The organism is Saccharothrix longispora (genome assembly GCF_030852425.1).
Classification (GTDB): domain Bacteria; phylum Actinomycetota; class Actinomycetes; order Mycobacteriales; family Pseudonocardiaceae; genus Actinosynnema; species Actinosynnema longispora.
This window is the reverse complement of the sequence record NZ_NSDM01000007.1, coordinates 292,527-312,346: the sequence shown is the minus strand read 5'-3', so window position 1 is coordinate 312,346 and position 19,820 is coordinate 292,527. Positions and strand designations below refer to the sequence as shown.

Annotated in this window: 23 protein-coding genes; 10 read left to right on the top strand and 13 right to left on the bottom strand. The window is 73.4% G+C overall.

Annotated elements, in window-relative coordinates; translation table 11 throughout:
• Window positions 1–9: 9 nt before the first annotated feature.
• A complete protein-coding gene (locus CKY47_RS18720) occupies window positions 10–231 on the bottom strand; it encodes a hypothetical protein (protein ID WP_306747142.1) in 222 nt (73 codons plus the stop codon).
• 165 nt (window positions 232–396) lie between these two features.
• Window positions 397–831 carry an HD domain-containing protein gene (locus CKY47_RS18715; protein WP_306747141.1) on the bottom strand — a complete coding sequence of 145 codons (435 nt, stop codon included), beginning with the start codon at window positions 829–831 and terminating at the stop codon, window positions 397–399.
• 107 nt (window positions 832–938) lie between these two features.
• Between CKY47_RS18715 and CKY47_RS18710 the strand changes: the two genes are divergently transcribed.
• From CKY47_RS18710 to CKY47_RS18695, 4 genes are all read left to right on the top strand, one after another.
• Window positions 939–2,387 (top strand): chitinase, encoded by a 1,449-nt coding sequence (locus tag CKY47_RS18710; protein ID WP_306747140.1) that lies wholly within the window; start codon window positions 939–941, stop codon window positions 2,385–2,387.
• A gap of 136 nt (window positions 2,388–2,523) precedes the next feature.
• Entirely contained in the window at window positions 2,524–3,561 is a 1,038-nt protein-coding gene (locus tag CKY47_RS18705) for an NAD(P)H-dependent flavin oxidoreductase (protein ID WP_306747139.1), read from the top strand.
• Between the two features lie 17 nt (window positions 3,562–3,578).
• A complete protein-coding gene (locus CKY47_RS18700; protein WP_306747138.1) occupies window positions 3,579–5,240 on the top strand; it encodes a DUF885 domain-containing protein in 1,662 nt (553 codons plus the stop codon).
• Window positions 5,241–5,420: 180 nt separating this feature from the next.
• Complete coding sequence (locus CKY47_RS18695; RefSeq protein WP_306747137.1) at window positions 5,421–6,023, top strand: DsbA family oxidoreductase; 603 nt, start codon at window positions 5,421–5,423, stop codon at window positions 6,021–6,023.
• Here CKY47_RS18695 and CKY47_RS18690 read toward each other — a convergent pair.
• The gene (locus tag CKY47_RS18690; protein ID WP_306747136.1) at window positions 6,010–6,978 is read right to left on the bottom strand and encodes a quinone oxidoreductase family protein; all 969 of its coding nucleotides are present in this window, start codon (window positions 6,976–6,978) and stop codon (window positions 6,010–6,012) included. The two genes, CKY47_RS18695 and CKY47_RS18690, sit on opposite strands and share 14 nt — an antisense overlap.
• Before the next feature lie 68 nt (window positions 6,979–7,046).
• On the opposite strand from CKY47_RS18690, the gene CKY47_RS18685 reads away from it, so the two are divergent.
• From CKY47_RS18685 to CKY47_RS18675, 3 genes are read left to right on the top strand one after another with little or no spacing between them, the layout of a single operon-like run.
• Window positions 7,047–7,283, top strand: coding sequence for a hypothetical protein (locus CKY47_RS18685; protein ID WP_371320693.1), 237 nt, complete (start codon window positions 7,047–7,049; stop codon window positions 7,281–7,283).
• Between the two features lie 9 nt (window positions 7,284–7,292).
• Window positions 7,293–7,736 (top strand): guanyl-specific ribonuclease, encoded by a 444-nt coding sequence (locus CKY47_RS18680; protein WP_306747135.1) that lies wholly within the window; start codon window positions 7,293–7,295, stop codon window positions 7,734–7,736.
• The gene (locus tag CKY47_RS18675) at window positions 7,733–8,005 is read left to right on the top strand and encodes a barstar family protein (RefSeq protein ID WP_306747134.1); all 273 of its coding nucleotides are present in this window, start codon (window positions 7,733–7,735) and stop codon (window positions 8,003–8,005) included. Before CKY47_RS18680 ends, CKY47_RS18675 begins: the two co-directional genes overlap by 4 nt.
• A gap of 7 nt (window positions 8,006–8,012) precedes the next feature.
• Here the strand turns inward: CKY47_RS18675 and CKY47_RS18670 are convergent, their stop codons facing one another.
• Window positions 8,013–8,786: an enoyl-CoA hydratase-related protein gene (locus CKY47_RS18670; protein ID WP_306747133.1), complete on the bottom strand. Its 774-nt coding sequence runs from the start codon at window positions 8,784–8,786 to the stop codon at window positions 8,013–8,015.
• Between the two features lie 61 nt (window positions 8,787–8,847).
• Between CKY47_RS18670 and CKY47_RS18665 the strand changes: the two genes are divergently transcribed.
• Window positions 8,848–9,462, top strand: a complete 615-nt coding sequence (locus tag CKY47_RS18665; RefSeq protein WP_306747132.1) for a DJ-1/PfpI family protein — start codon at window positions 8,848–8,850, stop codon at window positions 9,460–9,462.
• Window positions 9,459–9,923 (top strand): MarR family winged helix-turn-helix transcriptional regulator, encoded by a 465-nt coding sequence (locus CKY47_RS18660; protein ID WP_306747131.1) that lies wholly within the window; start codon window positions 9,459–9,461, stop codon window positions 9,921–9,923. Before CKY47_RS18665 ends, CKY47_RS18660 begins: the two co-directional genes overlap by 4 nt.
• On the opposite strand, the gene CKY47_RS18655 is transcribed toward CKY47_RS18660, so the two are convergent.
• Genes CKY47_RS18655 through CKY47_RS18615 form a run of 9 tightly spaced genes read right to left on the bottom strand, consistent with a single transcriptional unit; the run spans window position 9,920 to window position 18,301 of the window.
• Entirely contained in the window at window positions 9,920–10,717 is a 798-nt protein-coding gene (locus tag CKY47_RS18655) for a sirohydrochlorin chelatase (RefSeq protein ID WP_306747130.1), read from the bottom strand. The two genes, CKY47_RS18660 and CKY47_RS18655, sit on opposite strands and share 4 nt — an antisense overlap.
• Entirely contained in the window at window positions 10,714–11,592 is an 879-nt protein-coding gene (locus tag CKY47_RS18650; RefSeq protein WP_306747129.1) for an ABC transporter permease, read from the bottom strand. The genes CKY47_RS18655 and CKY47_RS18650 overlap by 4 nt, the downstream gene beginning before the upstream one ends.
• The gene (locus CKY47_RS18645; RefSeq protein ID WP_306747128.1) at window positions 11,573–12,361 is read right to left on the bottom strand and encodes an ABC transporter ATP-binding protein; all 789 of its coding nucleotides are present in this window, start codon (window positions 12,359–12,361) and stop codon (window positions 11,573–11,575) included. Before CKY47_RS18645 ends, CKY47_RS18650 begins: the two co-directional genes overlap by 20 nt.
• A 21-nt stretch (window positions 12,362–12,382) precedes the next feature.
• The gene (locus CKY47_RS18640) at window positions 12,383–13,459 is read right to left on the bottom strand and encodes an ABC transporter substrate-binding protein (protein ID WP_306747127.1); all 1,077 of its coding nucleotides are present in this window, start codon (window positions 13,457–13,459) and stop codon (window positions 12,383–12,385) included.
• A gap of 11 nt (window positions 13,460–13,470) precedes the next feature.
• Entirely contained in the window at window positions 13,471–14,817 is a 1,347-nt protein-coding gene (locus CKY47_RS18635; protein ID WP_306747126.1) for a sulfate adenylyltransferase subunit 1, read from the bottom strand.
• A complete protein-coding gene (cysD, locus tag CKY47_RS18630; RefSeq protein WP_306747125.1) occupies window positions 14,818–15,726 on the bottom strand; it encodes a sulfate adenylyltransferase subunit CysD in 909 nt (302 codons plus the stop codon).
• Window positions 15,723–16,424, bottom strand: coding sequence for a phosphoadenylyl-sulfate reductase (locus CKY47_RS18625; protein WP_306747124.1), 702 nt, complete (start codon window positions 16,422–16,424; stop codon window positions 15,723–15,725). The genes cysD and CKY47_RS18625 overlap by 4 nt, the downstream gene beginning before the upstream one ends.
• Window positions 16,421–16,582, bottom strand: a complete 162-nt coding sequence (locus tag CKY47_RS18620; protein ID WP_306747123.1) for an Insertion element protein — start codon at window positions 16,580–16,582, stop codon at window positions 16,421–16,423. Before CKY47_RS18620 ends, CKY47_RS18625 begins: the two co-directional genes overlap by 4 nt.
• A 36-nt stretch (window positions 16,583–16,618) precedes the next feature.
• Window positions 16,619–18,301 carry a nitrite/sulfite reductase gene (locus tag CKY47_RS18615; protein ID WP_306747122.1) on the bottom strand — a complete coding sequence of 561 codons (1,683 nt, stop codon included), beginning with the start codon at window positions 18,299–18,301 and terminating at the stop codon, window positions 16,619–16,621.
• Between the two features lie 290 nt (window positions 18,302–18,591).
• Between CKY47_RS18615 and hemW the strand changes: the two genes are divergently transcribed.
• Window positions 18,592–19,806 (top strand): radical SAM family heme chaperone HemW, encoded by a 1,215-nt coding sequence (gene hemW, locus CKY47_RS18610; RefSeq protein ID WP_306747121.1) that lies wholly within the window; start codon window positions 18,592–18,594, stop codon window positions 19,804–19,806.
• Window positions 19,807–19,820 lie beyond the last annotated feature (14 nt).

Sequence of the window (19,820 nt, the reverse complement as noted above, 5' to 3'; positions counted from 1 at the left end):
CCGGGAGGCTCAGCTGTAGTTGCGGAGCATCCCGTTCAGCGCGTGGCGGCGGAGGATCGCTTCGATCTCCCGGGTCTGGTGCTCCGGGTGACGCGCGAGGATCGCTTCCATGTCCATCCGGGCGCTGGGGGTGTTGTAGTCGGCCAGCTCACGTTCGAGGTCCGCTTCCCGCTTGCGGATCGCGCGTCGCGTGGCGAAGTACGTGCGAACAGTAGCCAGGGGGTTCGTCATATCACCTTTCGGATCGATCTATCTGTATCGGTTCACCTACTATGGTGCCGCACGTCAGAGCCCTGCGCAGCCCATTTTCGCGTGACCTCCGCCGCACCTGTCCCGCCACGGTTCGTGATCATCCCCCGGGGATGACGGGCGGGTGACGCCCGCGTTGGGAAGTGTTCACCGCGCGCCGCGGCCGAGCACGTCGAGCGAGTGCGCGTACTTCTTCCGCAACCGCTCCTGGGTGGCCTGGTCGAGCAGCGCGAGCCGGGGTGGCGACATGTTGTCGGCGATGTCCGCCCGCTTCACGACGACCGCCACGGGGTCGGTCAGCGCGCGCTCGAGGTAGTCCTCGCGCGGCTCGCCGGGGAGGTGGCTCAGCGCGACCACCGTGTCCACCACCTCGGGAGGGCACCCGGCGGCGCGCAGGTCGTCCGCGGTCAGGTCGGTGTCCTCCAGGACGTCGTGCAGCACGGCGGCCATCCGGGCGTGCTCGCCGGACACCGTGCTCATCACGCGCAGGGGGTGGCCGATGTAGGGCTTGCCCGACTTGTCGACCTGCCCCTCGTGGGCCGCTCTGGCGATCCGGATGGCGTCATCAACGGTGAACGTCATCGGACCATTGTTCACAGGCTTGACAAGACCTATTGGTCTAGTCCATTTTCGAGTGGCCCGCGTCACCCGAGCTGGGCGTGGCCGCCGGAGAGAACGTGGAGGTGGACGTGGCTTCGAGGACGAGACGCGCGCTGGGCGCGGTGCTGGCCGGACTGCTGGCGATCACGGGCCTGGCCCTGGTGGTGGTCGGCAGCGCGTCGGCCGCCAACCTGCTCGCCAACCCGGGGTTCGAGGGCAGCACGAGCGGGTGGACGTGCGGCGCGGGGACCGGTGTGGTCACCACGCCCAAGCGCAGCGGGTCGCACGCCCTGGTCGGCACCCCCGCCGGGCAGGACAACGCGCGCTGCCAGCAGACCGTCACCGTGAAGGCCAACACGGCGTACAAGCTGAGCGCGTGGGTGCAGGGCAGCTACGTGTACCTCGGCGTGACCGGCACGGGCAGCGGTGACAAGAGCACCTGGACGCCGGGCTCGGCGGGCTTCGGCCAGCTGAACCTGGACTTCACCACCGGCAACACCACGAGCGTCACGGTGTACGTGCACGGCTGGTACGGCCAGCCCGCCTTCCACGTCGACGACGTGAGCCTCGACGGCCCGGGCACCCCGCCGACCAGCACGACCACGACGACGACCACGACGACCACCACGCCGGGCAACCCGGACCCGTCACTGCCGAAGCACGCCCTCACCGGCTACTGGCACAACTTCGACAACGGCTCGCGGCTGCTCAAGCTCGCCGACGTGCCCACCACCTACGACATCGTGGCCGTGGCGTTCGCCGACGCGACCACCACGCCGGGCGCGGTCGCGTTCACCCTCGACCCGACGCTGTCGAGCAAGCTCGGCGGCTACACCGACGCCCAGTTCAAGGCCGACGTGCGCACCCTCCAGTCCCGCGGCCAGAAGGTGATCATCTCGGTCGGCGGCGAGAAGGGCACGATCAGCGTCGGCAACTCCACCGCCGCCACGAACTTCGCGAACAGCGTGAAGGCCCTGATCGCGAACTACGGCTTCGACGGCGTGGACATCGACCTGGAGAACGGCGTCAACGCGACCTACATGGCGCAGGCGCTGCGCAGCATCAGCGCGGGCGGCGGCAGGGTCATCGCGATGGCGCCGCAGACCATCGACATGCAGTCGACGCAGTCCGAGTACTTCAAGCTGGCGCTGGCCGTGAAGGACATCCTGACCGTCGTCAACATGCAGTACTACAACTCGGGGTCGATGCTCGGCTGCGACCAGAAGGTGTACTCGCAGGGCACGGTCGACTTCCTCGTCGCGCTCGCCTGCATCCAGCTCCAGAACGGCCTGCGGCCCGACCAGGTCGGCCTCGGCCTGCCCGCCTCGCCGTCGGGCGCGGGCGGCGGCTACCAGTCGCCCGCCAACGTCAACGCGGCGCTCAACTGCCTCGCCAAGGGCACGAACTGCGGGTCGTTCAAGCCCGCGCGGACGTGGCCCGGCATCCGCGGCGCGATGACGTGGTCGATCAACTGGGACGCCTCGAACAACTGGCAGTTCGCCAACACCGTGGCCCCGCACCTGGACACGCTGCCGTAGCGCGGCGGGCGCCGTCCCTCCCGCCGCACCGCGGGAGGGACGGCGCGTCCTCGGCGACCGCCCACGCCACGTCCACCGGGCCGGCGCCCGAGGCGGGCAGGCGCTCCCCGCCCGATCGCGGGATATCGTCGCGTCCATGCTGGACCGCCTCGAAGTGCCCGTCATCGCCGCCCCCATGGCCGGCGGCGCGTCGACACCGCGCCTCGTCGCGGAGGTGGCGAGAGCGGGCGGGCTCGGCTTCCTCGCCGCCGGCTACCTGTCGGTGGAGGCGGTCGCCGAGCAGGTCACCGCCACCACGGGGCTCACCGACCGCCCGTTCGGCGTGAACCTGTTCGTGCCCGGCCCGCGCTCCACCGCCGACCTGGCCGGCTACCGGGAGCGGGTGCGCGCGCAATCGCCGGCCGAACCGGGCGAGCCGCGCTGGGACGACGACGCCTACGTCGCGAAGCTGGAACTGGTGATGGCGCTGCGGGTGCCGGTGGTGTCGTTCACCTTCGGCCTGCCCGCGCCCGAGGACGTCCACCGCCTGCACGCGGCGGGCAGCACGGTCGTGGTGACCGTGACCACGCCGCAGGAGGCCGTGCAGGCAGACCGGGTTGGCGCGGACGCGTTGTGCGTGCAGGGCTGCGACGCGGGCGGGCACCGCGGCACGTTCGCCGACGACGGAGTCTCGCCCGGCGGCGGCGAGCTGTTCGGCGTGCTGGCCGCGCTCCGCCTGGTCCGCGGCCGGGTGGACCTGCCGCTGATCGCGACCGGTGGCCTGGTCCACGGCGCCGACGTGGCCGCCGTGCTCACCGCCGGGGCCGTCGCGGCGCAGCTCGGCACCGCGTTCCTGGCCACGCCCGAGGCGGGCACGTCGGCCGCGCACCGCCAGGCGCTCGCCGAGGGCACCCGGCGGACCGCGCTGACCAGGGCGTTCAGCGGCCGACCGGCGCGGGGCCTGGTGAACAGGTTCCTCAGCGAGAACGAGGGCGCGGCCCCGGCGGCGTACCCGGAGGTGCACCACCTGACCAGGCCGGTGCGGGCGACCGGGGACCCCGAGCTGATGTCGATGTGGGCCGGTCAGACCTACCCGCTGGTCCGTCCGGCTCCGGCGGCCGAGGTGGTCGCCCGGCTGGTTTCCGAGGCGCGCCAGGCGCTTTCCGCCGCCAACGCGCGCATTCCACCCGCGTAGCACCCGAGAATGTCCGCGTGACCACCGCGCGCGAACTCGCCGACGAGCTGCTGACCCTGGTGCTGGACGCCGATCCCGTCATGGCCACCCTGCTCGGCATCCCGGGGTGGGACCACCGGTTGCCGGACCACAGCGCCGAGGGCACGCACGTCCTCCGCGCCCGAGCCGAGGACGTGGCCCGCCGGGCCGGTGAGGGCGCGGACGACCCGGTGACGCGGGCCGTGGTCGTGCAGCAGGCGCGCGGCCTGGTGCGCCGCCTGGACGCGAACCTCGTCGAGCACACGCACGCGGAGGGGCTCAACGCGCCGGTGGTCGTCCTGCTCGCCGCGTTACCGATGGTCCGGCCCGGTGACGACGAGGCGCGCCGGGCCTACCTGACCCGGCTGGCGGCGCTGCCCGACCACCTCGACGCGCTCGCCGCGCGGCAGCGCGCGTCCGACCGCCGCCCCGTGCGGCACCTGGTGGACGCCGCCGTCGCCCGCCTGGACCGGTACCTGGCGGAGGCCGAGGACCCGCTGGGCACGCCCCTGGCGGGCTCCGACCTCGCCTCGCGCGGCGCGGAACTGCTGGCCGGGGAGGTGCGGCCCGCGTTCGCCCGCTACCGCGACTTCCTGCGCACCGAGATCGCCGGGCGCGGGCGCGGCGAGGACCGGCCCGGCCTGTGCTGGCTGCCCGACGGCGAGCGGATCTACTCCGAGCTGGTGCGCTTCTACACCACGACCGGGCACACGCCGGAGGAGCTGCACCGCGTCGGCCTGGACCTGATCGCGGCGCTGGACCGGGAGTACGAGGAGATCGGCGCCCGCGTGTTCGGCCCCGTCACGGCGGCCGGCGTGCGGGCCAGGCTCCTGGCCGACCCGGGCCTGCGGTGGGCGGGCGCCGACGACATGCTGGTGCTGGCGCGGGAGTGCATCGCCCGCGCCGAACGCGTCGCGGCCGACTGGTTCGGCACGGTCCCGTCCGCGCGCTGCGCGGTGGAGCCGGTGCCCGAGGCGGAGGCGCCCAACGCCCCGCTGGCCTACTACATGGACCCGGCCATGGACGGGTCGCGGCCCGGCACCTACTTCGTGAACACCCACCGGGCGCACGAGCGCGACCGGTTCAGCGCCGAGGCGACCGCGTTCCACGAGGGCGTGCCCGGCCACCACTTCCAGATCGCGCTGGCCCAGCGGCTCGACGACCTGCCGCTGCTGCGCCGGTTCGCCTCCATCGAGGCGTACCTGGAGGGCTGGGCCCTCTACACGGAGCGACTGGCCGACGAGATGGGCCTGTACAGCGACGACGTGGCCCGGCTGGGGATGCTGTCCGGCGACTCGCTGCGCGCCGCCCGGCTCGTCGTGGACACCGGTCTGCACGCGCTGGGGTGGAGCAGGCAGCAGGCCGTGGACTACCTGCGCGCCAACGCGGTCATGCCCGACGTCGACATCTTCGCCGAGGTGGACCGGTACATCGAGAACCCCGCGCAGGCGCTGTCGTACATGGTGGGGCGGCTGGAGATCCAGCGCCTGCGCGGTGACGCCGAGCGCCGCCTCGGCGACGGGTTCGACATCAGGGCCTTCCACGACCTCGTTCTGCGGGGCGGTCCGCTGCCGATGGCCGTGCTCGCGGACGTGGTCGACGGGTGGTGCGCCTCGGTCCTGGGCGTCGGTCCGGTCGGCGCCGGTCCCGTCGGGGACTGACCTGCGCCCGCCGCAGGCGAAGTGGAGACCAGGGGCCGGTGGCGGACCGGACGCCGAACCGCGGCCGCGGCCGCGTCCCCGGACCCGGTCGTGCGAGGCGAACCGCACGCGCACGCGGCGTCGCCCACCAGGACGAGCGGGAGCGGGAACAACCGGGAACAGGGGGAGGTTGTCCGGTTCGTGCAACTCGACGTGTGGTCGGACGTGGTCTGCCCGTGGTGCTACATCGGCAAGCGCAAGCTGGAGCGCGCGCTGGAGCGGTGGGATGGCGAGGCGGTCGAGGTCGTGTGGCGACCATTCCAGCTGGACCCGCGCGCCGCGAACAGCGGGCGGCCGATGGTGGACGTGCTGGGGGAGAAGTTCGGCGCGGACGGCGCGCGCCAGGCGCAGGCCAGGGTCACCGAGGTGGCCGCGGGCGTGGGCCTGGCCTACGACCTGTCCCGGCAGGTGGAGGCGAACACCTTCGACGCGCACCGGCTGCTGCTGCTCGGCCGCGAGCAGGGCGTGCAGGGCGCGGTCGGCGAGCGCTTCTTCCACGCGCACTTCACCGAGGGAGCGCACCTCGGCGACCGGGACGTGCTCGTGGCGCTGGCGACCGGGGCGGGGCTGGAGGGCGCGGAGGCCGCGCTCGACGACGACGCCCTGGCCGAGCGCCTCACCGAGGAGCTGGCCGGGGGCGTCGCGATCGGCGTGCGGTCGGTTCCCACGTTCGTGGTGGGCAACCGGGGCGTGGCCGGCGCGCAGGACCCGGAGGTCCTGCTCGACCTGCTCAGGACCGGCTGAACACGATCTTGCCCGCGGTCTCGCCGTCGAGCATCGAGCGGAAGCCCTCCTCGGCCCGCTCGAACGGCAGCTCGGCGCCGATCTGCGGGCGCAGGCCGTTCAGCTCGCAGAACGACAGCAGGTCGCCCAGCTCCTCGCGGGTGCCCATGGTCGAGCCGATCACGCGCAGCTGGAGGAAGAACAGCCGCTGGAGCTCGGCGGCGGAGGCGTCACCGCTGGTGGCGCCCGAGATCACCACGATCCCGCCGGGCTTGAGCGACTTCATCGAGTGCGACCAGGTGGCCTTGCCGACCGTCTCGAACACCGCGTCGACCCGCTCGGGCAGCCGCGCGCCGGACTCGAACGCGGCGTGCGCGCCCAGGGACGTGGCCAGCGCGCGCTTCTCCTCGGTGCGGCCGGTCACCCACACCCGGAAGCCCGCCGCCCGGCCCAGCTGCACCAGGGCCGTCGACACGCCGCCGGACGCCCCCTGCACGAGCATCGTCTGGCCCGGGCGCAGACCGGACTTCACGAACAGCATCCGGTAGGCCGTCAGCCACGCCGTGCCCATGCACGCCGCCTCGGCGAAGGACAGCCCCGCCGGCTTGGGCAGCGCGTTGCGCGCGGGCACGACGACGTGGTCGGCGAACGTGCCCTGGTGCTTCTCGGTCAGCAGGGTGCGGCCCGGGTCGAGCGTCTCGTCGCCGGACCACGCCGGGTCGCCGATCACCGAGTGCAGCACGACCTCCGTGCCGTCCTCCAGCACGCCCGCGCCGTCGCAGCCGAGGACCATCGGGAACCGGTCCGCCTTGATGCCCACGCCGCGCAGCGTCCACAGGTCGTGCATGTTCAGGCTCGCGGCGCGCACCGCCACCCGCACCCAGCCGTCCGGCACCTCCGGGTCCGGTCGCTCGCCGACGCGCAGGGCGGCGATCGGGTCCTGCGGGCTCGGCTCGGCTGCGTAGACGGCGAACATGGGGCGAACTTACCGACAAGTACGGATCGGTGTGCGGTGAAGCACGTCACGCCACTACGCTCGGACGGGTGGTGGACGCCTTCGAGCAGTGGTGGGACGGGGTCGAGCTGTGGATGGCCCAGCTGGCCTTCCCCTTCCAGTTCGGCCTGCTCATGTGCGTGCTGCTGCCGCTGTGCCTGGGCGCGGCGCGGTTGATCGACCGGGTGGTGGACAACGCCTCCAGCCGCTACAACCCGGTGCCCAAGGTGCCCCCGGCCGCGGTGCCCGCGGAGCCCGGGAAGGCCGACGCAGGGAGCGGTTCGTAGGCTCTGGGGGTGACCCCCGCACGTCGTCTCACCGTCGCACTGCTCGGTCTGATCGCGCTGGTCGTGGTCGGGTACTTCGTCCCCGGCCTGACCGGTTCGGACGACACGCCTCCCGGCGGCACCCCGAGCGGTGCCACGGCCGCCGCCGTGCCGGGCGCGTCCTCGGGGCTGCCGGTCGAGGAGCTGTCGGACCTGCCGGCGCAGGCGCGCACGACGTGGGAGCTGGTGGAGAAGGGCGGGCCGTTCCCCTACCCGCGCAACGACGGGGTCGAGTTCCGGAACCGCGAGGAGCGGTTGCCGCGGAAGTCCCGCGACTACTACCGCGAGTACACCGTGCCCACGCCGGGCAGCGACGACCGCGGCGCGCGGCGACTGGTGACCGGGTCGGCCGACGAGGTCTACTACACCGGTGACCACTACGCGTCGTTCGTCGTCGTGGACGTGACCCGGTGAGCACCCACCGGCACCGGGTGCGGTCCGGCGCGCGCTCGAAGCGGGCCGCCATCGCGGCGATCGCCGAGGCGTTGAGCTTCCCGGCCTGGTTCGGGCAGAACCTCGACGCGCTCTACGACGGCCTCACCGACCTGTCGTGGCTGCCCGAGGGCGAGCACGTGCTGGTGTGGGAGGGCGGTGACGCCGCGGTCGAGGCCGTGCTGGCCGACGCGGTCGCCCGCACCGCCGAGGCGGGCGACCGCGTGCTGACCGTCGTCCGCGCCGACTGAGGCGCGGTCAGTCCCGGGGTACCCAGCTCGCCGGGCGCTTCTCGACGAACGCGGCGATGCCCTCCTGCCCCTCGGGGCCGCCGAAGTGCTTCGCGGACAGCTCCAGCATGTCGGCGAACACCTCGTCGAGGTCGCTCGACCGGGGTTCCCGCAGCATGCGCTTGGTGGCGGCCAGCGCGGTCGGCGCGCCCAGCGCCAGCATGTCCGTGTAGCGGGTGACCTCGGCGTCCAGTTCCCCGGCGGGCACGGCGGAGTTGATCAGGCCGACGGCCGCGGCCCGCGGTGCGGCGAACGTCTCGCCGGTGAGGAACAGCTCGTGCGCGGCGCGCGGCAGCAGGCGGGGCAGCACGGTCACCGAGATGACCGCGGGCACCACGCCGATGCGGACCTCGCTGAACGCGAACGTGGCCGTGTCGACCGCGACCGCGATGTCGCAGGCGGCGACCAGGCCGACGCCGCCCGCGCGGGCGGGGCCCGCCAGCCGTGCCACGACGGGCTTCGGGCTGGTCCAGATGCGCTCCAGGATCGCGGGGAACTCGTTGACCCCCTGCTCGCCGGCGCTCGCGCCGCCCGCCTCCTTCAGGTCCATGCCGGAGCAGAAGACCGGTCCGGTGTGGCTCAGCACGACGACGCGCACGGTGTCGTCGGCGGTGGCCGTCTCCAGGTGACCGGTCAGCTCGGCGCGCAGCCGCGTGGACAGGGCGTTGCGGTTGTGGGGGGAGTCCAGCGTGATCGTCGCGATGCCACGCCGCACCTCGTAGTGGACCAGCTCGTCTGCCATGCGCGGCACTCTACGGTCCCCCTTTCTTGACAGGATGCTGTCAAATCGACAGGATGCTGTCATGACGACGACGATCCACCTCGCGGTCTACGACGGCCTGGCCGACTGGGAGTTCGGGCACGTGGCGGCCGGGGTGAACAACCCGGCGTTCCAGCGCTCGCCGGGCCGCCACCGCATCCGCACGGTCGCCGCCGCGCCCGACCCGGTGACCACGATCGGCGGCGTGCGCATCACACCCGACCTGGTCCTCGACGACGTCGCGCCGGCCGGCAGCGGCATGCTGGTCCTGCCCGGCGGCGACTCGTGGGAGGGCGGCGGCAACGCGCCGTTCGCCGTCGCCGCGCGGCGCTGGCTGGAGGCGGGCGTCCCGGTCGCCGCGATCTGCGGCGCGGTGGCGGGCCTGGCCGCCGAGGGCCTGCTGGACGACCGGCCGCACACCGGCAACGCGGTCGAGGAGCTGTCCTCGGCGCCCGGCTACGGCGGCGCGGCGCTGTTCCGGCCCGAGCGCGCCGTCCGGTCCGGCGGCCTGGTCACGGCCGGCGGCGCGTCGGCGCTGGAGTTCGCGCGCGAGGTCTTCGCCGAACTGGACCTGTACACCCCGGAGGTGCTCGAAGCCTGGTACGGCCTGCACAGCACGGGCGACCCGGCGTGGTCCGGCCGGCCGGTGGACGCGTGACCGGGTCGCCGGTGGAGCCGCGCACCGAAGCGGGCGACGTGCTGACCGAGGTCGTCATGCGCACGTTCCGCCTCTACGGCGGCTTCCTGGGGGCCGCCGAGGTGATGACGAAGCCGGTCGGCCTCACGGCGGCGTGGTGGCAGGTGCTCGGCGCGGTGCTGCGCGAACCGCTGCCGGTGTCCGGCATCGCCCGCGAGATGAGCCTGACCCGGCAGAGCGTGCAGCGCATCGCCGACCTGCTGGTGGAGAGGGGCCTGGCCGAGTACCTGCCCAACCCGGCGCACAAGCGCGCCAAGCTGCTGCGCCCGACCGGGGAGGGCTACTCGGCGGTCCGCCGCCTGACCGCGGCCCAGCACGCCTTCACCAACCGCGTCTCGTCCCGGGTGGACGTGGACGAGCTGCGCACGACCCTGGCCGTGATGGAGCGGCTGATCGCGGCGCTGGACGAGGAGGGCCTCTAGCGCCGGGCGGCCGGGGCCAGGACGATCGCCGAGGTGCCCGGCCGCTGCACGCCCGGGCAGCGCGCGCCGCCGTTCGACTGCTTCACCCGCGCCGCGCCCGCGTACCGGTGCAGCACGAGTTCCGCCACCTCCGGGTCGGACCCCAGCGGCGGTGCGACGACGGCGTCGTCGCCGGCCAGCCGCGCCACCCGGTCGGGCAGCAGGCCCGGCGCCAGGAACCACGAGGCGACGGCGATGCGGCGGGCGCCGCGGGCGCGCAGCCGGGCCACCGCGGTGGTGACGTCCGGCGACGCGGAGGAGGCGAACGCGGCCTCCACGCCCGCCCAGCCGGCACCGGCGGCCCAGCGGGCGGCGATCGAGGACACCGCGGCGTTGGCCGGGGCGTGCGAGGAGCCCGCGCCCGCCAGCACGACGCCGAGCGAGCGGTCGCCGGAGCGCACGCCCACCGACGCCAGCCGGCGCAGGGCGGCGGACTCCAGGCGCGGGTCCGGGCCCAGCACGTCGGAGATCGTCACGTCCAGCGCGGGCACCCGCGCCTCGGCCACCGCGCCCGGCACGTCGACGCGCGCGTGGAACGCCCGCCCCAGCAGCAGCGGCACCACCACCGCCGAGCGGTGGCCGTCGGCGCGCACCGACCGCAGCACGTCGCCCAGCAGCGGCACGGACAGGTCCAGGAACGAGGCCCGCACGTCCAGCGACGGCTGCATCGCCCGCACCACGTCCAGCAGGGCGTGCACGGTCGCCGCCGAACGGGGGTCGCGGCTGCCGTGGGCCACGGCCACGAGCGCGGTCACAGCGCCCCCGTCAGACCGCGGGTCCGCAGCACCGCCCGCTCCAGCGGTCGGAACACCAGCAGTTCGATGCCGACGCCGACGAGCAGGATGAGGAAGATCGCCGCGATCACCATGGAGATGTCGTTGAGCGACGACCCGTTGTGCAGGTACTGGCCCAGGCCCTCGCCCAGCTGCGGCGAGGTGGCGATGATCTCCGCCGCCATCAGCGACCGCCAGGAGAACGCCCACCCCTGCTTGAGCCCGGCCAGGTAGCCCGGCAGGGCGGCGGGCAGCAGGATGTGCCGGGCCGCCGCGAGCTTGCCCGCGCCCAGGGCCTGCCCGACGCGCGGCAGCAGCGGCGGGATCTGGTCCACACCGGACACCAGGCCGTTGGCGATCGACGGCACCGAGCCCATCAGCACCACGAAGTAGATCGTCGTCGGGGTCGCGCCGAACCACAGGATGCCCGCGGGCACCCACGCCACCGACGGCAGCGACTGGAGGCCCGTCAGCAGCGACCCGATCGCCGCCCGCACCACGCGCACCTTGGCGATGAGCAGACCCAGCGGCGTGGCGATCAGCACGGCGGTGAGGAAGCCGAGCACGGCCCGGTGCACGGAGGTCCACAGCACCTCGACGGCCCGGCCGGTCTCGATCGCCTCGACCACCGAACCCCACACCGACCCGGGCGAGGGCAACTGGTACTCCGGCCAGAACGCCAACGCCCACAGCGCCTGCCACACGCCCAGGAGCAGGGCGAACGCGACCAGCGGCGGCAGCGCGGTGCGGACGAACCGCCTGCCCGGCGACGGCCGCCGCTCCTGCGTCGGCGCGTCGAGCGCGTCGAGCCCGGCGCCGACCGCCGCGAGGTCGTTCTCAAGCCGCTGCGTGGCCACTGATCACCTCCCGCAGGTGCGAGGTGATGTCGTCGATCAGCGTCGCCTCGTCACCCCGGGTGGTGTCCCACTCGCGCACGACGCGACCCGGCCGCGAGGACAGCAGCACGACCCGCTGGCCCAGCCGCACGGCCTCGCGCACGTCGTGGGTCACGAACAGGATCGCGTTCTCCGTCTCGCGCCACACCCGCACCAGCTCCGCCTGGAGCACGTCGCGGGTGATCGCGTCGAGCGCGGCGAACGGCTCGTCCATCAGCAGCAGGCCGGGCGTGCCCTCCTCGGCGCTGCCCAGCGTGGACGCCAGGGCGCGCGCCAGGGCCACGCGCTGGCGCATGCCGCCGGACAGCTCGTGCGGGCGCTTGTGCCCGGCGCCGCCGAGCCGGACGAGGTCGAGCAGCTCGCCGGCCTTCTGCCGGCGCGGACCGCGCTTGAGGCCCGCGAGCCGCAGCGGCAGCTCCACGTTGCGCGCGGCGGTCAGCCACGGCATCAGGGCGGCTTCCTGGAACATCACGGCGGGCCGCGACGTGGTCAGCGCGATGGTGCCCGAGGTGGGCGCGTCCAGCCCGGCGACGAGGTTGAGCAGCGTGCTCTTGCCGCAGCCGGACGCGCCCAGCAGGCAGACGAACTCGCCCGGCGCGACCCGCAGGTCGAGCCCGTCGAGCGCGGAGACGGCCGCTGCGCCGTGGCCGAAGACCTTGTGGACCCCGGACAGCGTCACCGCCGCTTCCGCGGTGGCGTGGGCGGCCGAGGGCTCGAGAGTGGCGGTCATGGTGTGCCTGCCTTCCCTGGGTTACTTCTTGTCCAGCCCGGCGGCGTCCACGGTCGGCTTGCCCGCCGCCGAGAGCACCTTGTTCAGCAGCGTGAAGTCGACGAGCCCCGCCACGTCGGCGGCCTCCTTCGCCACGCCCGCCGTCACCGCGTCCTTCGCCAGCTGCGGGAACGACTTGGCCTGCGGGTCGAGCACCAGCTCGATACCGCCGAACGCCCGGTCCAGCACCGGCTCGCCCAGAGCCTTGCCGGTCAGGGTCTTGAGCGCGTTGTTGACGACCTGCTTGGCCTCGACCTGGTTGTTCCGCGCGAAGTCGGTGGCCGCCAGGTGGCCGCGCAGCAGCGCCTCCACGGTCTGCGGGTGCTGCTGGAGGAACTTCGTGCGCACGACCAGCACCGTGGTCGGGAACTTCCCGTCCTCCCACAGGGCCTTCTCGTCCAGCAGCACCTCGGCACCCGCGTCGAGCACCAGCCGCGAGGACCACGGCTCCGGCGCCCACGCGCCCTGCACGTCACCGCGCTTGAACAGGTCGAGCGACTGCGCGTTCTCGGTGTTGGTGACGTTCACCTGGTCTGGGCCGGCGCCGATGGAGAGCCCCTGGTCGGACAGCCACTTCTTCAGCGCCACGTCCTGGGTGTTCGCCAGCTGCGGCGTGGTGACGACCTTGCCCTTGAGGTCGGCGGGGGACGTGATCCCCGGCTTCACGACGAGCTGCGCGCCGCCGGACGTGGCGCCCGCGACGAGCCGGATCGCCTCGCCCCCGGACTTCGCGTAGGCGTTGATGGCCGGGCCGGAGCCGATGAACGTGGCGTCCAGCGACGAGCCGAGCAGCGCGTTCACCGCCTCGGGGCCCGCGTTGAACGTCTGCGCGGTGAGCTTGGTGGACCCCAGCTCCTCGGCGAACAGCCCCTTGTCCACGCCGATCAGCGCGGCGGCGTGGGTGACGTTGGGGAAGTAGCCGAGGCGGAGCTCGGCCGCCGCGCCCTGGTCGGCGGCGGGGGCCGACTCCCCGTCGCGGTCGATGCGGGAGCACGCGGACAGCGCGACGGCGGTCAGGGCGACCAGTGAGGTGCTCAGGAGGCGGCGTCGGAGGCTCACGACGGGACCTTTCAGGGGCCGGGGGAGACGAGGGCGTGGTCGTCGGTGGACGGGGCGGAGTTACCGTCCCCGGTACAGCTGTCCACGCCGTCCAGCTCCGGCAGGGGCGCCCCCACGAGCCCGGCGGCCAGCGTGCTGCCGTCGGCGACGTCGATGATGAGAAAGGAACCAGTGCGGCGGTTGCGCGTGTAGTCGTCGACCGGAATGGCTTCGGCAGTGCGAACCCCGATCTGGCCGATCTCGTTGAGGGCCAGCGAGGCGGGCGCGTCGGTGCTGGCGAGCTTCTGCTCGTCGAACCGGGTGCGCAGTTCGGTGACGATCGCCTGCACGGTGCGCGTGCCGTGCTTGACCAGCACCCGCGCGCCGGGCGCGAGGGGCTTCTCCGACAGCCAGCACACGGTGGCGTCGAACTCGTCGGTCACGGTCGGCGGGGCGGCCGCGGCGGCGATCAGGTCACCGCGCGAGACGTCCACGTCGTGCGCCAGCAGCAGCGTCACGGACCGGCCCGCCGCGGCTTCCCCCAGTGGGCCGTCGGCGGTGTCGATGCCGGTCACGGTCGTGCGCAGCCCGCCGGGCAGCACGGCGACCTCGTCGCCCACCCGCACGGTGCCCGCGGCGACCTGGCCCGCGTAGCCGCGGTAGTCCGGGTGCTCGGGGGTGCGCGGCCGGATCACGTACTGCACCGGGAAGCGGAACGGCGCGTCGTGCGGGTCGGACTCGACCGGCACCGTCTCCAGGTGCTCCAGCAGCGTCGGACCGGAGTACCAGGGCGTGCGCGCCGAGCGCTCCACCACGTTGTCGCCCGCCAGCGCCGACACGGGGATCTCCACGACGGCGTCCTCGGCGTACCCGAGGGCGGTGGCGTGCGCGGTGAACTCCTTGGCGATGCGGGAGAACGTCACCTCGTCGTACCCGACCAGGTCGATCTTGTTGACCGCCAGCACGAGCCTGGGCACGCCCAGCAGCGCGAGCACGGCCGCGTGCCGCCGGGTCTGCTCGATCACGCCCTTGCGGGCGTCGACCAGCAGCACGCCGAGCTGCGCGGTGGACGCGCCGGTCACCGTGTTGCGGGTGTACTGGACGTGTCCGGGGGTGTCCGCGAGCACGAAAGACCGGTTCGGGGTGGCGAAGTAGCGGTAGGCCACGTCGATGGTGATGCCCTGCTCACGCTCCGAACGCAGGCCGTCCACCAGCAGTGACAGGTCCGGGGTGGCCAGGCCGCGGTCGGCGCTGGCGCGGTGCACCGCGTCCAGGGTGTCCGCGAGCACCGACTTGGTGTCGTAGAGCAGCCTGCCGACGAGCGTGGACTTGCCGTCGTCCACGCTGCCCGCCGTGGCCAGCCTCAACAGGTCGCTCATCTAGAAGTACCCCTCCCGCTTGCGGTCTTCCATGGCGGCCTCGGACATCCGGTCGTCCGCGCGGGTCGCGCCGCGCTCGGTGAGGCGGGACGCCGCGACCTCGGCGATGACGGTCCCGATGTCGGTCGCGTCGGACTCGACGGCGCCGGTGCACGACCCGTCGCCGACGGTGCGGTAGCGCACGGTCTTCTCGACCTTGACCTCGCCGTCGCGCGGGCCGCCCCACGGGCCTTCCGCGAGCCACATGCCGTCGCGCAGGTACACCTCGCGCCGGTGGGCGTAGTAGATCGACGGCAGCTCGATGCCCTCGCGGGCGATGTAGTGCCACACGTCCAGCTCGGTCCAGTTGGACAGCGGGAACACGCGCACGTGCTCGCCGGGGCGGTGCCGCCCGTTGTAGAGGTTCCACAGCTCGGGCCGCTGGCGGCGCGGCTCCCACTGGCCGAACGAGTTGCGCAGGCTGAAGATCCGCTCCTTGGCGCGGGCCCGCTCCTCGTCCCGCCGCCCGCCGCCGAACACGGCGTCGAACCGGTGGGTGGTGATGGCGTCGAGCAGCGGCACGGTCTGGAGCGGGTTGCGGGTGCCGTCCGGGCGCTCGGCGAGCCGGCCGTCGTCGATGTAGTCCTGGACCTTCGCGACCTCCAGCCGCAGCGCGTGCCGCGCGACCACCCGGTCGCGGAACTCGATGACCTCGTCGAAGTTGTGCCCGGTGTCCACGTGCAGCAGCGGGAACGGCACCGGCGCGGGCCAGAACGCCTTCACCGCGAGGTGCAGCAGCAGCGTGGAGTCCTTGCCGCCGGAGAACAGGATCACCGGCCGGTCGAACTCGCCCGCGACCTCGCGGAAGATGTGGATCGCCTCGGACTCCAGGCGGTCGAGCGCGTCGAGGGCCGTCGTCGTGGCGGTCATCCGTGCAACCCGCATTCTGTCTTGGCCAGCCCCGCCCACCGGCCGCTGCGCGGGTCCGAACCCGGCAGGGGCTTCGCGGTGCACGGCGCGCAGCCGATGGAGGGGTAACCGGCCTGCACCAGCGGGTTCTCCAGGATTCCGTGGTCGGCGATGTAGGCGTTGAACCGCTCGTCGGACCACGGCGCGATCGGGTTGACCTTCACCAGCCCGTTGCGGTCGTCCCACTGCACGATCGGGGTGTTCGCGCGGGTCGGGGCGTCGACCCGGCGGACACCGGTGACCCACGCGTCGTAGTCCGCCAGGGTCCGCCGGAGCGGCACGACCTTGCGCAGCTCGCAGCACCGGGTCGGGTCGGTCCGGTTGAGCGGGCCGAACTCGGCCTCCTGGTCCGCCACCGACTGCTCGGCGGCGGCGTCGACGATGCGCACACCGGGGTAGACCAGGTCCACCGCGTCACGCGTGCCGATGGTCTCGGCGAAGTGGTAGCCGGTCTGCAGGAACAGCACGTCCACGTCCGGCTTGACCTTGGTGGCCAGGTCGACCAGCACCGCGTCCTGCATGTTCGACGCGACGATCCAGCTGTCGCCGAACGTGCGGGCGGTCCACGCCAGCGCCTCCTCGGCACTGGCGTCCGCCAGCTCGGCCGAGGCGGCCTCGGCGATCACCTTGAGCTCCTCGACCCTGGTCGGGGCGGTCATCTCCGCACCTCCTTCTGTGGAAGGTTGAGACCCACGAACTTGACCGTGAACACGCGACGGCAGGAGGCGCAGAGCCACGAGTGGCTCGGCTCCTCCTGCGGCCGGAGGTCCTCGTCGCCGCAGTAGGGGCAGTAGAACGGTGTCGCGCGCTCACTCATGTCGGCCTCCGCCGGGGCAGGTGCGTCGGTGGGTGCTCACTTCAGATCACCCTCGTCCGCCCGCGCGACCCACTGCGCGAACCTCTCTTCGGGCTCCCGCTTCGCCACGAAGTTGCGCACCACGCGCTCCACGTAGTCCGACAGCTCGGCGGCGGTGACCTTGTGGCCGCGCAGCTTGCGGCCGAACCCGGCGTCCAGCCCGAGGCCGCCGCCCAGGTGCACCTGGAAGCCCTCGACCTGGTCGCCGTCCGCGTCGGTGACGATCTGGCCCTTGAGGCCGATGTCGGCGGTCTGGATGCGGGCGCACGAGTTCGGGCAGCCGTTGATGTGCACCGACACCGGCGCGGTGACGCCGGCGACGACGTCCGCCAGCCTGGTCTCCAGCGCGGAGACCAGTTCGACCGCGCGGGCCTTGGTCTCGACGATCGCGAGCTTGCAGAACTCGATGCCGGTGCACGCCATCACGCCCCGCCGCCACGGCGACGGGTCGGTCTGCAGGCCCAGCTTCGCCAGGTCCGCCCGGAGGCCCTCGACCTCGCCCTCCGGCACGTCCAGCACGACGATCTTCTGCTGCGGCGTGAGCCGGACCCGGGTGGACCCGGCGCGCTCCACGACCTTGGCGACCTCGACCAGCGTGGACCCGGACACCCGGCCCGCGATCGGGGCCGCGCCGACGTAGTAGGAACCGTCCTTCTGCCGGTGCACGCCGATGTGGTCGCGGGGGATCGCGGGCACCTCGGGCGCGGGGCCGTCGACCATCCTCCGCCCGAGGTACTCGTCCTCCAGGACCTGGCGGAACTTCTCGGGGCCCCAGTCCGCGACCAGGAACTTGATCCGCGCGCGGTGCCGCAGGCGGCGGTAGCCGTAGTCGCGGAAGACGCTGATCACGCCCTCCCACACGTCCGGCACCTCGTCGAGCGGGACCCACGCGCCCAGCCGCTGCCCGATCATCGGGTTCGTGGACAGGCCGCCGCCGACCCACAGGTCGAAGCCCGGCCCGTGCTCGGGGTGGTGCACGCCGACGAACGCGACGTCGTGGATCTCGTGCGCCACGTCCGGCAGGCCGGAGATCGCGGTCTTGAACTTGCGCGGCAGGTTCGAGAAGCGCGGGTCGCCGATGTAGCGGCGCAGGATCTCGTCGATCGCGGGGGAGCCGTCGACCACCTCGTCCTCGGCGATGCCCGCGACGGGGGAGCCGAGGATCACGCGCGGGCTGTCGCCGCACGCCTCCATCGTGGTCAGGCCCGCAGCCTCCAGCTTCTGCCAGATCGTCGGCACGTCCTCGACCCTGATCCAGTGGTACTGGATGTTCTGCCGGTCGGTGATGTCGGCGGTGTCGCGGGCGTAGGTCTGCGACAGCTCGCCGAGCAGGGCCAGCTGCCGGGTGGTGAGCCGGCCGCCGTCCACGCGGACGCGCAGCATGAAGTACTCGTCGTCCAGCTCCTCCGGGTCCAGGGTGGCCGTGCGGCCGCCGTCGATGCCGGGCTTGCGCTGGGTGTAGAGGCCGTACCAGCGGAACCGCCCGCGCAGGTCGGCCGGGTCGATGGAGTCGAAGCCGCCGCGGGCGTAGACGTTCTCGATCCGCGCCCGGACGTTGAGCGGGTTGTCGTCCTTCTTGCTCCGCTCGTTCGGGTTCAGCGGCTCGCGGTAGCCCAGCGCCCACTGCCCCTCACCTCGGCGCTGCTTCGTGCGCTGAGGTGTCGTCGTCGGGGGGACCATGCTCGTCCTCCGGGTTTCGGGGGCGCTGGTGCGCGTGCGAGTCCCGGCAGAACCGTGGTGGGGGTCTCGTCAGCGCACCCGGCGCCGACGGTGAGAATGCGGGCGCGGGTTATGCCGAACGACGGCACATCGCGCTGGACACGCGCCGGAAGTCGACGTGGCGGCGGACCACCAGGCGCACTCCGGTCGATGTCATGTGGATGAGCGTGCCACGCGTCCATGGCGTGGTCCACCGCCATCCGCATCGTGGGACGGGGGTGCCGCGCCTGGTAGGTGGGACAATGGGGGCCATGCCCTCCGCCCTGCCGATCGGCGACCCCGCGCCGCCCGACGGCTCGCTCCCCGTCACCGCCCTCGCGGGGCTCGGCTCCCGCCCGTTCGGCGTCTACGTGCACGTCCCGTTCTGCGCGACCCGGTGCGGCTACTGCGACTTCAACACCTACACCGCCGGTGAGCTGGGCACCTCCGCGTCGCCCCGGTCGTGGTTGGAGGGGCTGCGCCGCGAACTGGACCTCGCCGCGACCGTGCTGGGCACCCCGCCGCCGGTCGAGACGGTCTTCGTCGGCGGTGGCACCCCGTCACTGCTCGGCTCCGGCGGGCTGGCCGACGTGCTCGACGCCGTGCGCGCCTCGTTCGGCCTCGCGCCGGGCGCGGAGGTCACCACCGAGTCCAACCCCGAGTCGACCTCGCCGTCGTTCTTCGCCGCGATCCGCGACGCCGGCTACACGCGGGTGTCGCTCGGCATGCAGTCCGCGGCCCGGCACGTCCTCGCCGTCCTCGACCGCGCCCACACCCCGGGCCGCCCCGTCGCGGCGGCCCGCGAGGCCCGCGAGGCCGGCTTCGAGCACGTGAACCTCGACCTCATCTACGGCACGCCCGGCGAGTCGTCCGGCGACCTGGAGGCGTCGCTGGACGCCGTGCGCGGCGCGGGCGTGGACCACGTGTCGGCCTACGCGCTGATCGTGGAGGAGGGCACCGCCCTGGCCCGCCGGGTGCGCCGGGGGGAGCTGCCGATGCCCGACGACGACGTGCTGGCCGACAAGTACGAGCTGGTCGACCGGGCCATGACCGCCCAGGGCCTGACCTGGTACGAGGTGTCGAACTGGGCCGCCTCCGCCGAGGCCGCGTGCCGGCACAACCTGCTGTACTGGCAGGGGGCCGACTGGTGGGGCGCGGGCCCCGGCGCGCACAGCCACGTCGGCGGCGTGCGCTGGTGGAACGTCAAGCACCCCGCGAAGTACGCCGAACTGCTCGCCGAGGGCGCCTCGCCGTCCGCCGGGCGCGAGGTGCTGACCGAGGACGACCGCCGCGTCGAACGCGTCCTGCTGGAGCTCCGCCTGGCCACCGGCCTGCCGCTCGACGTCCTGGACGAGGACGGGCGGGCCGAGGCCGGGACCGCCGCCGCCGACGGCCTGCTGGACCCCGCCGCCCTGGACGCGGGCCGCTGCGTGCTCACCGACCGGGGCCGGCTGCTCGCCGACGCCGTGGTGCGCAGGCTCACCTGACCGCCGCGGTGGCG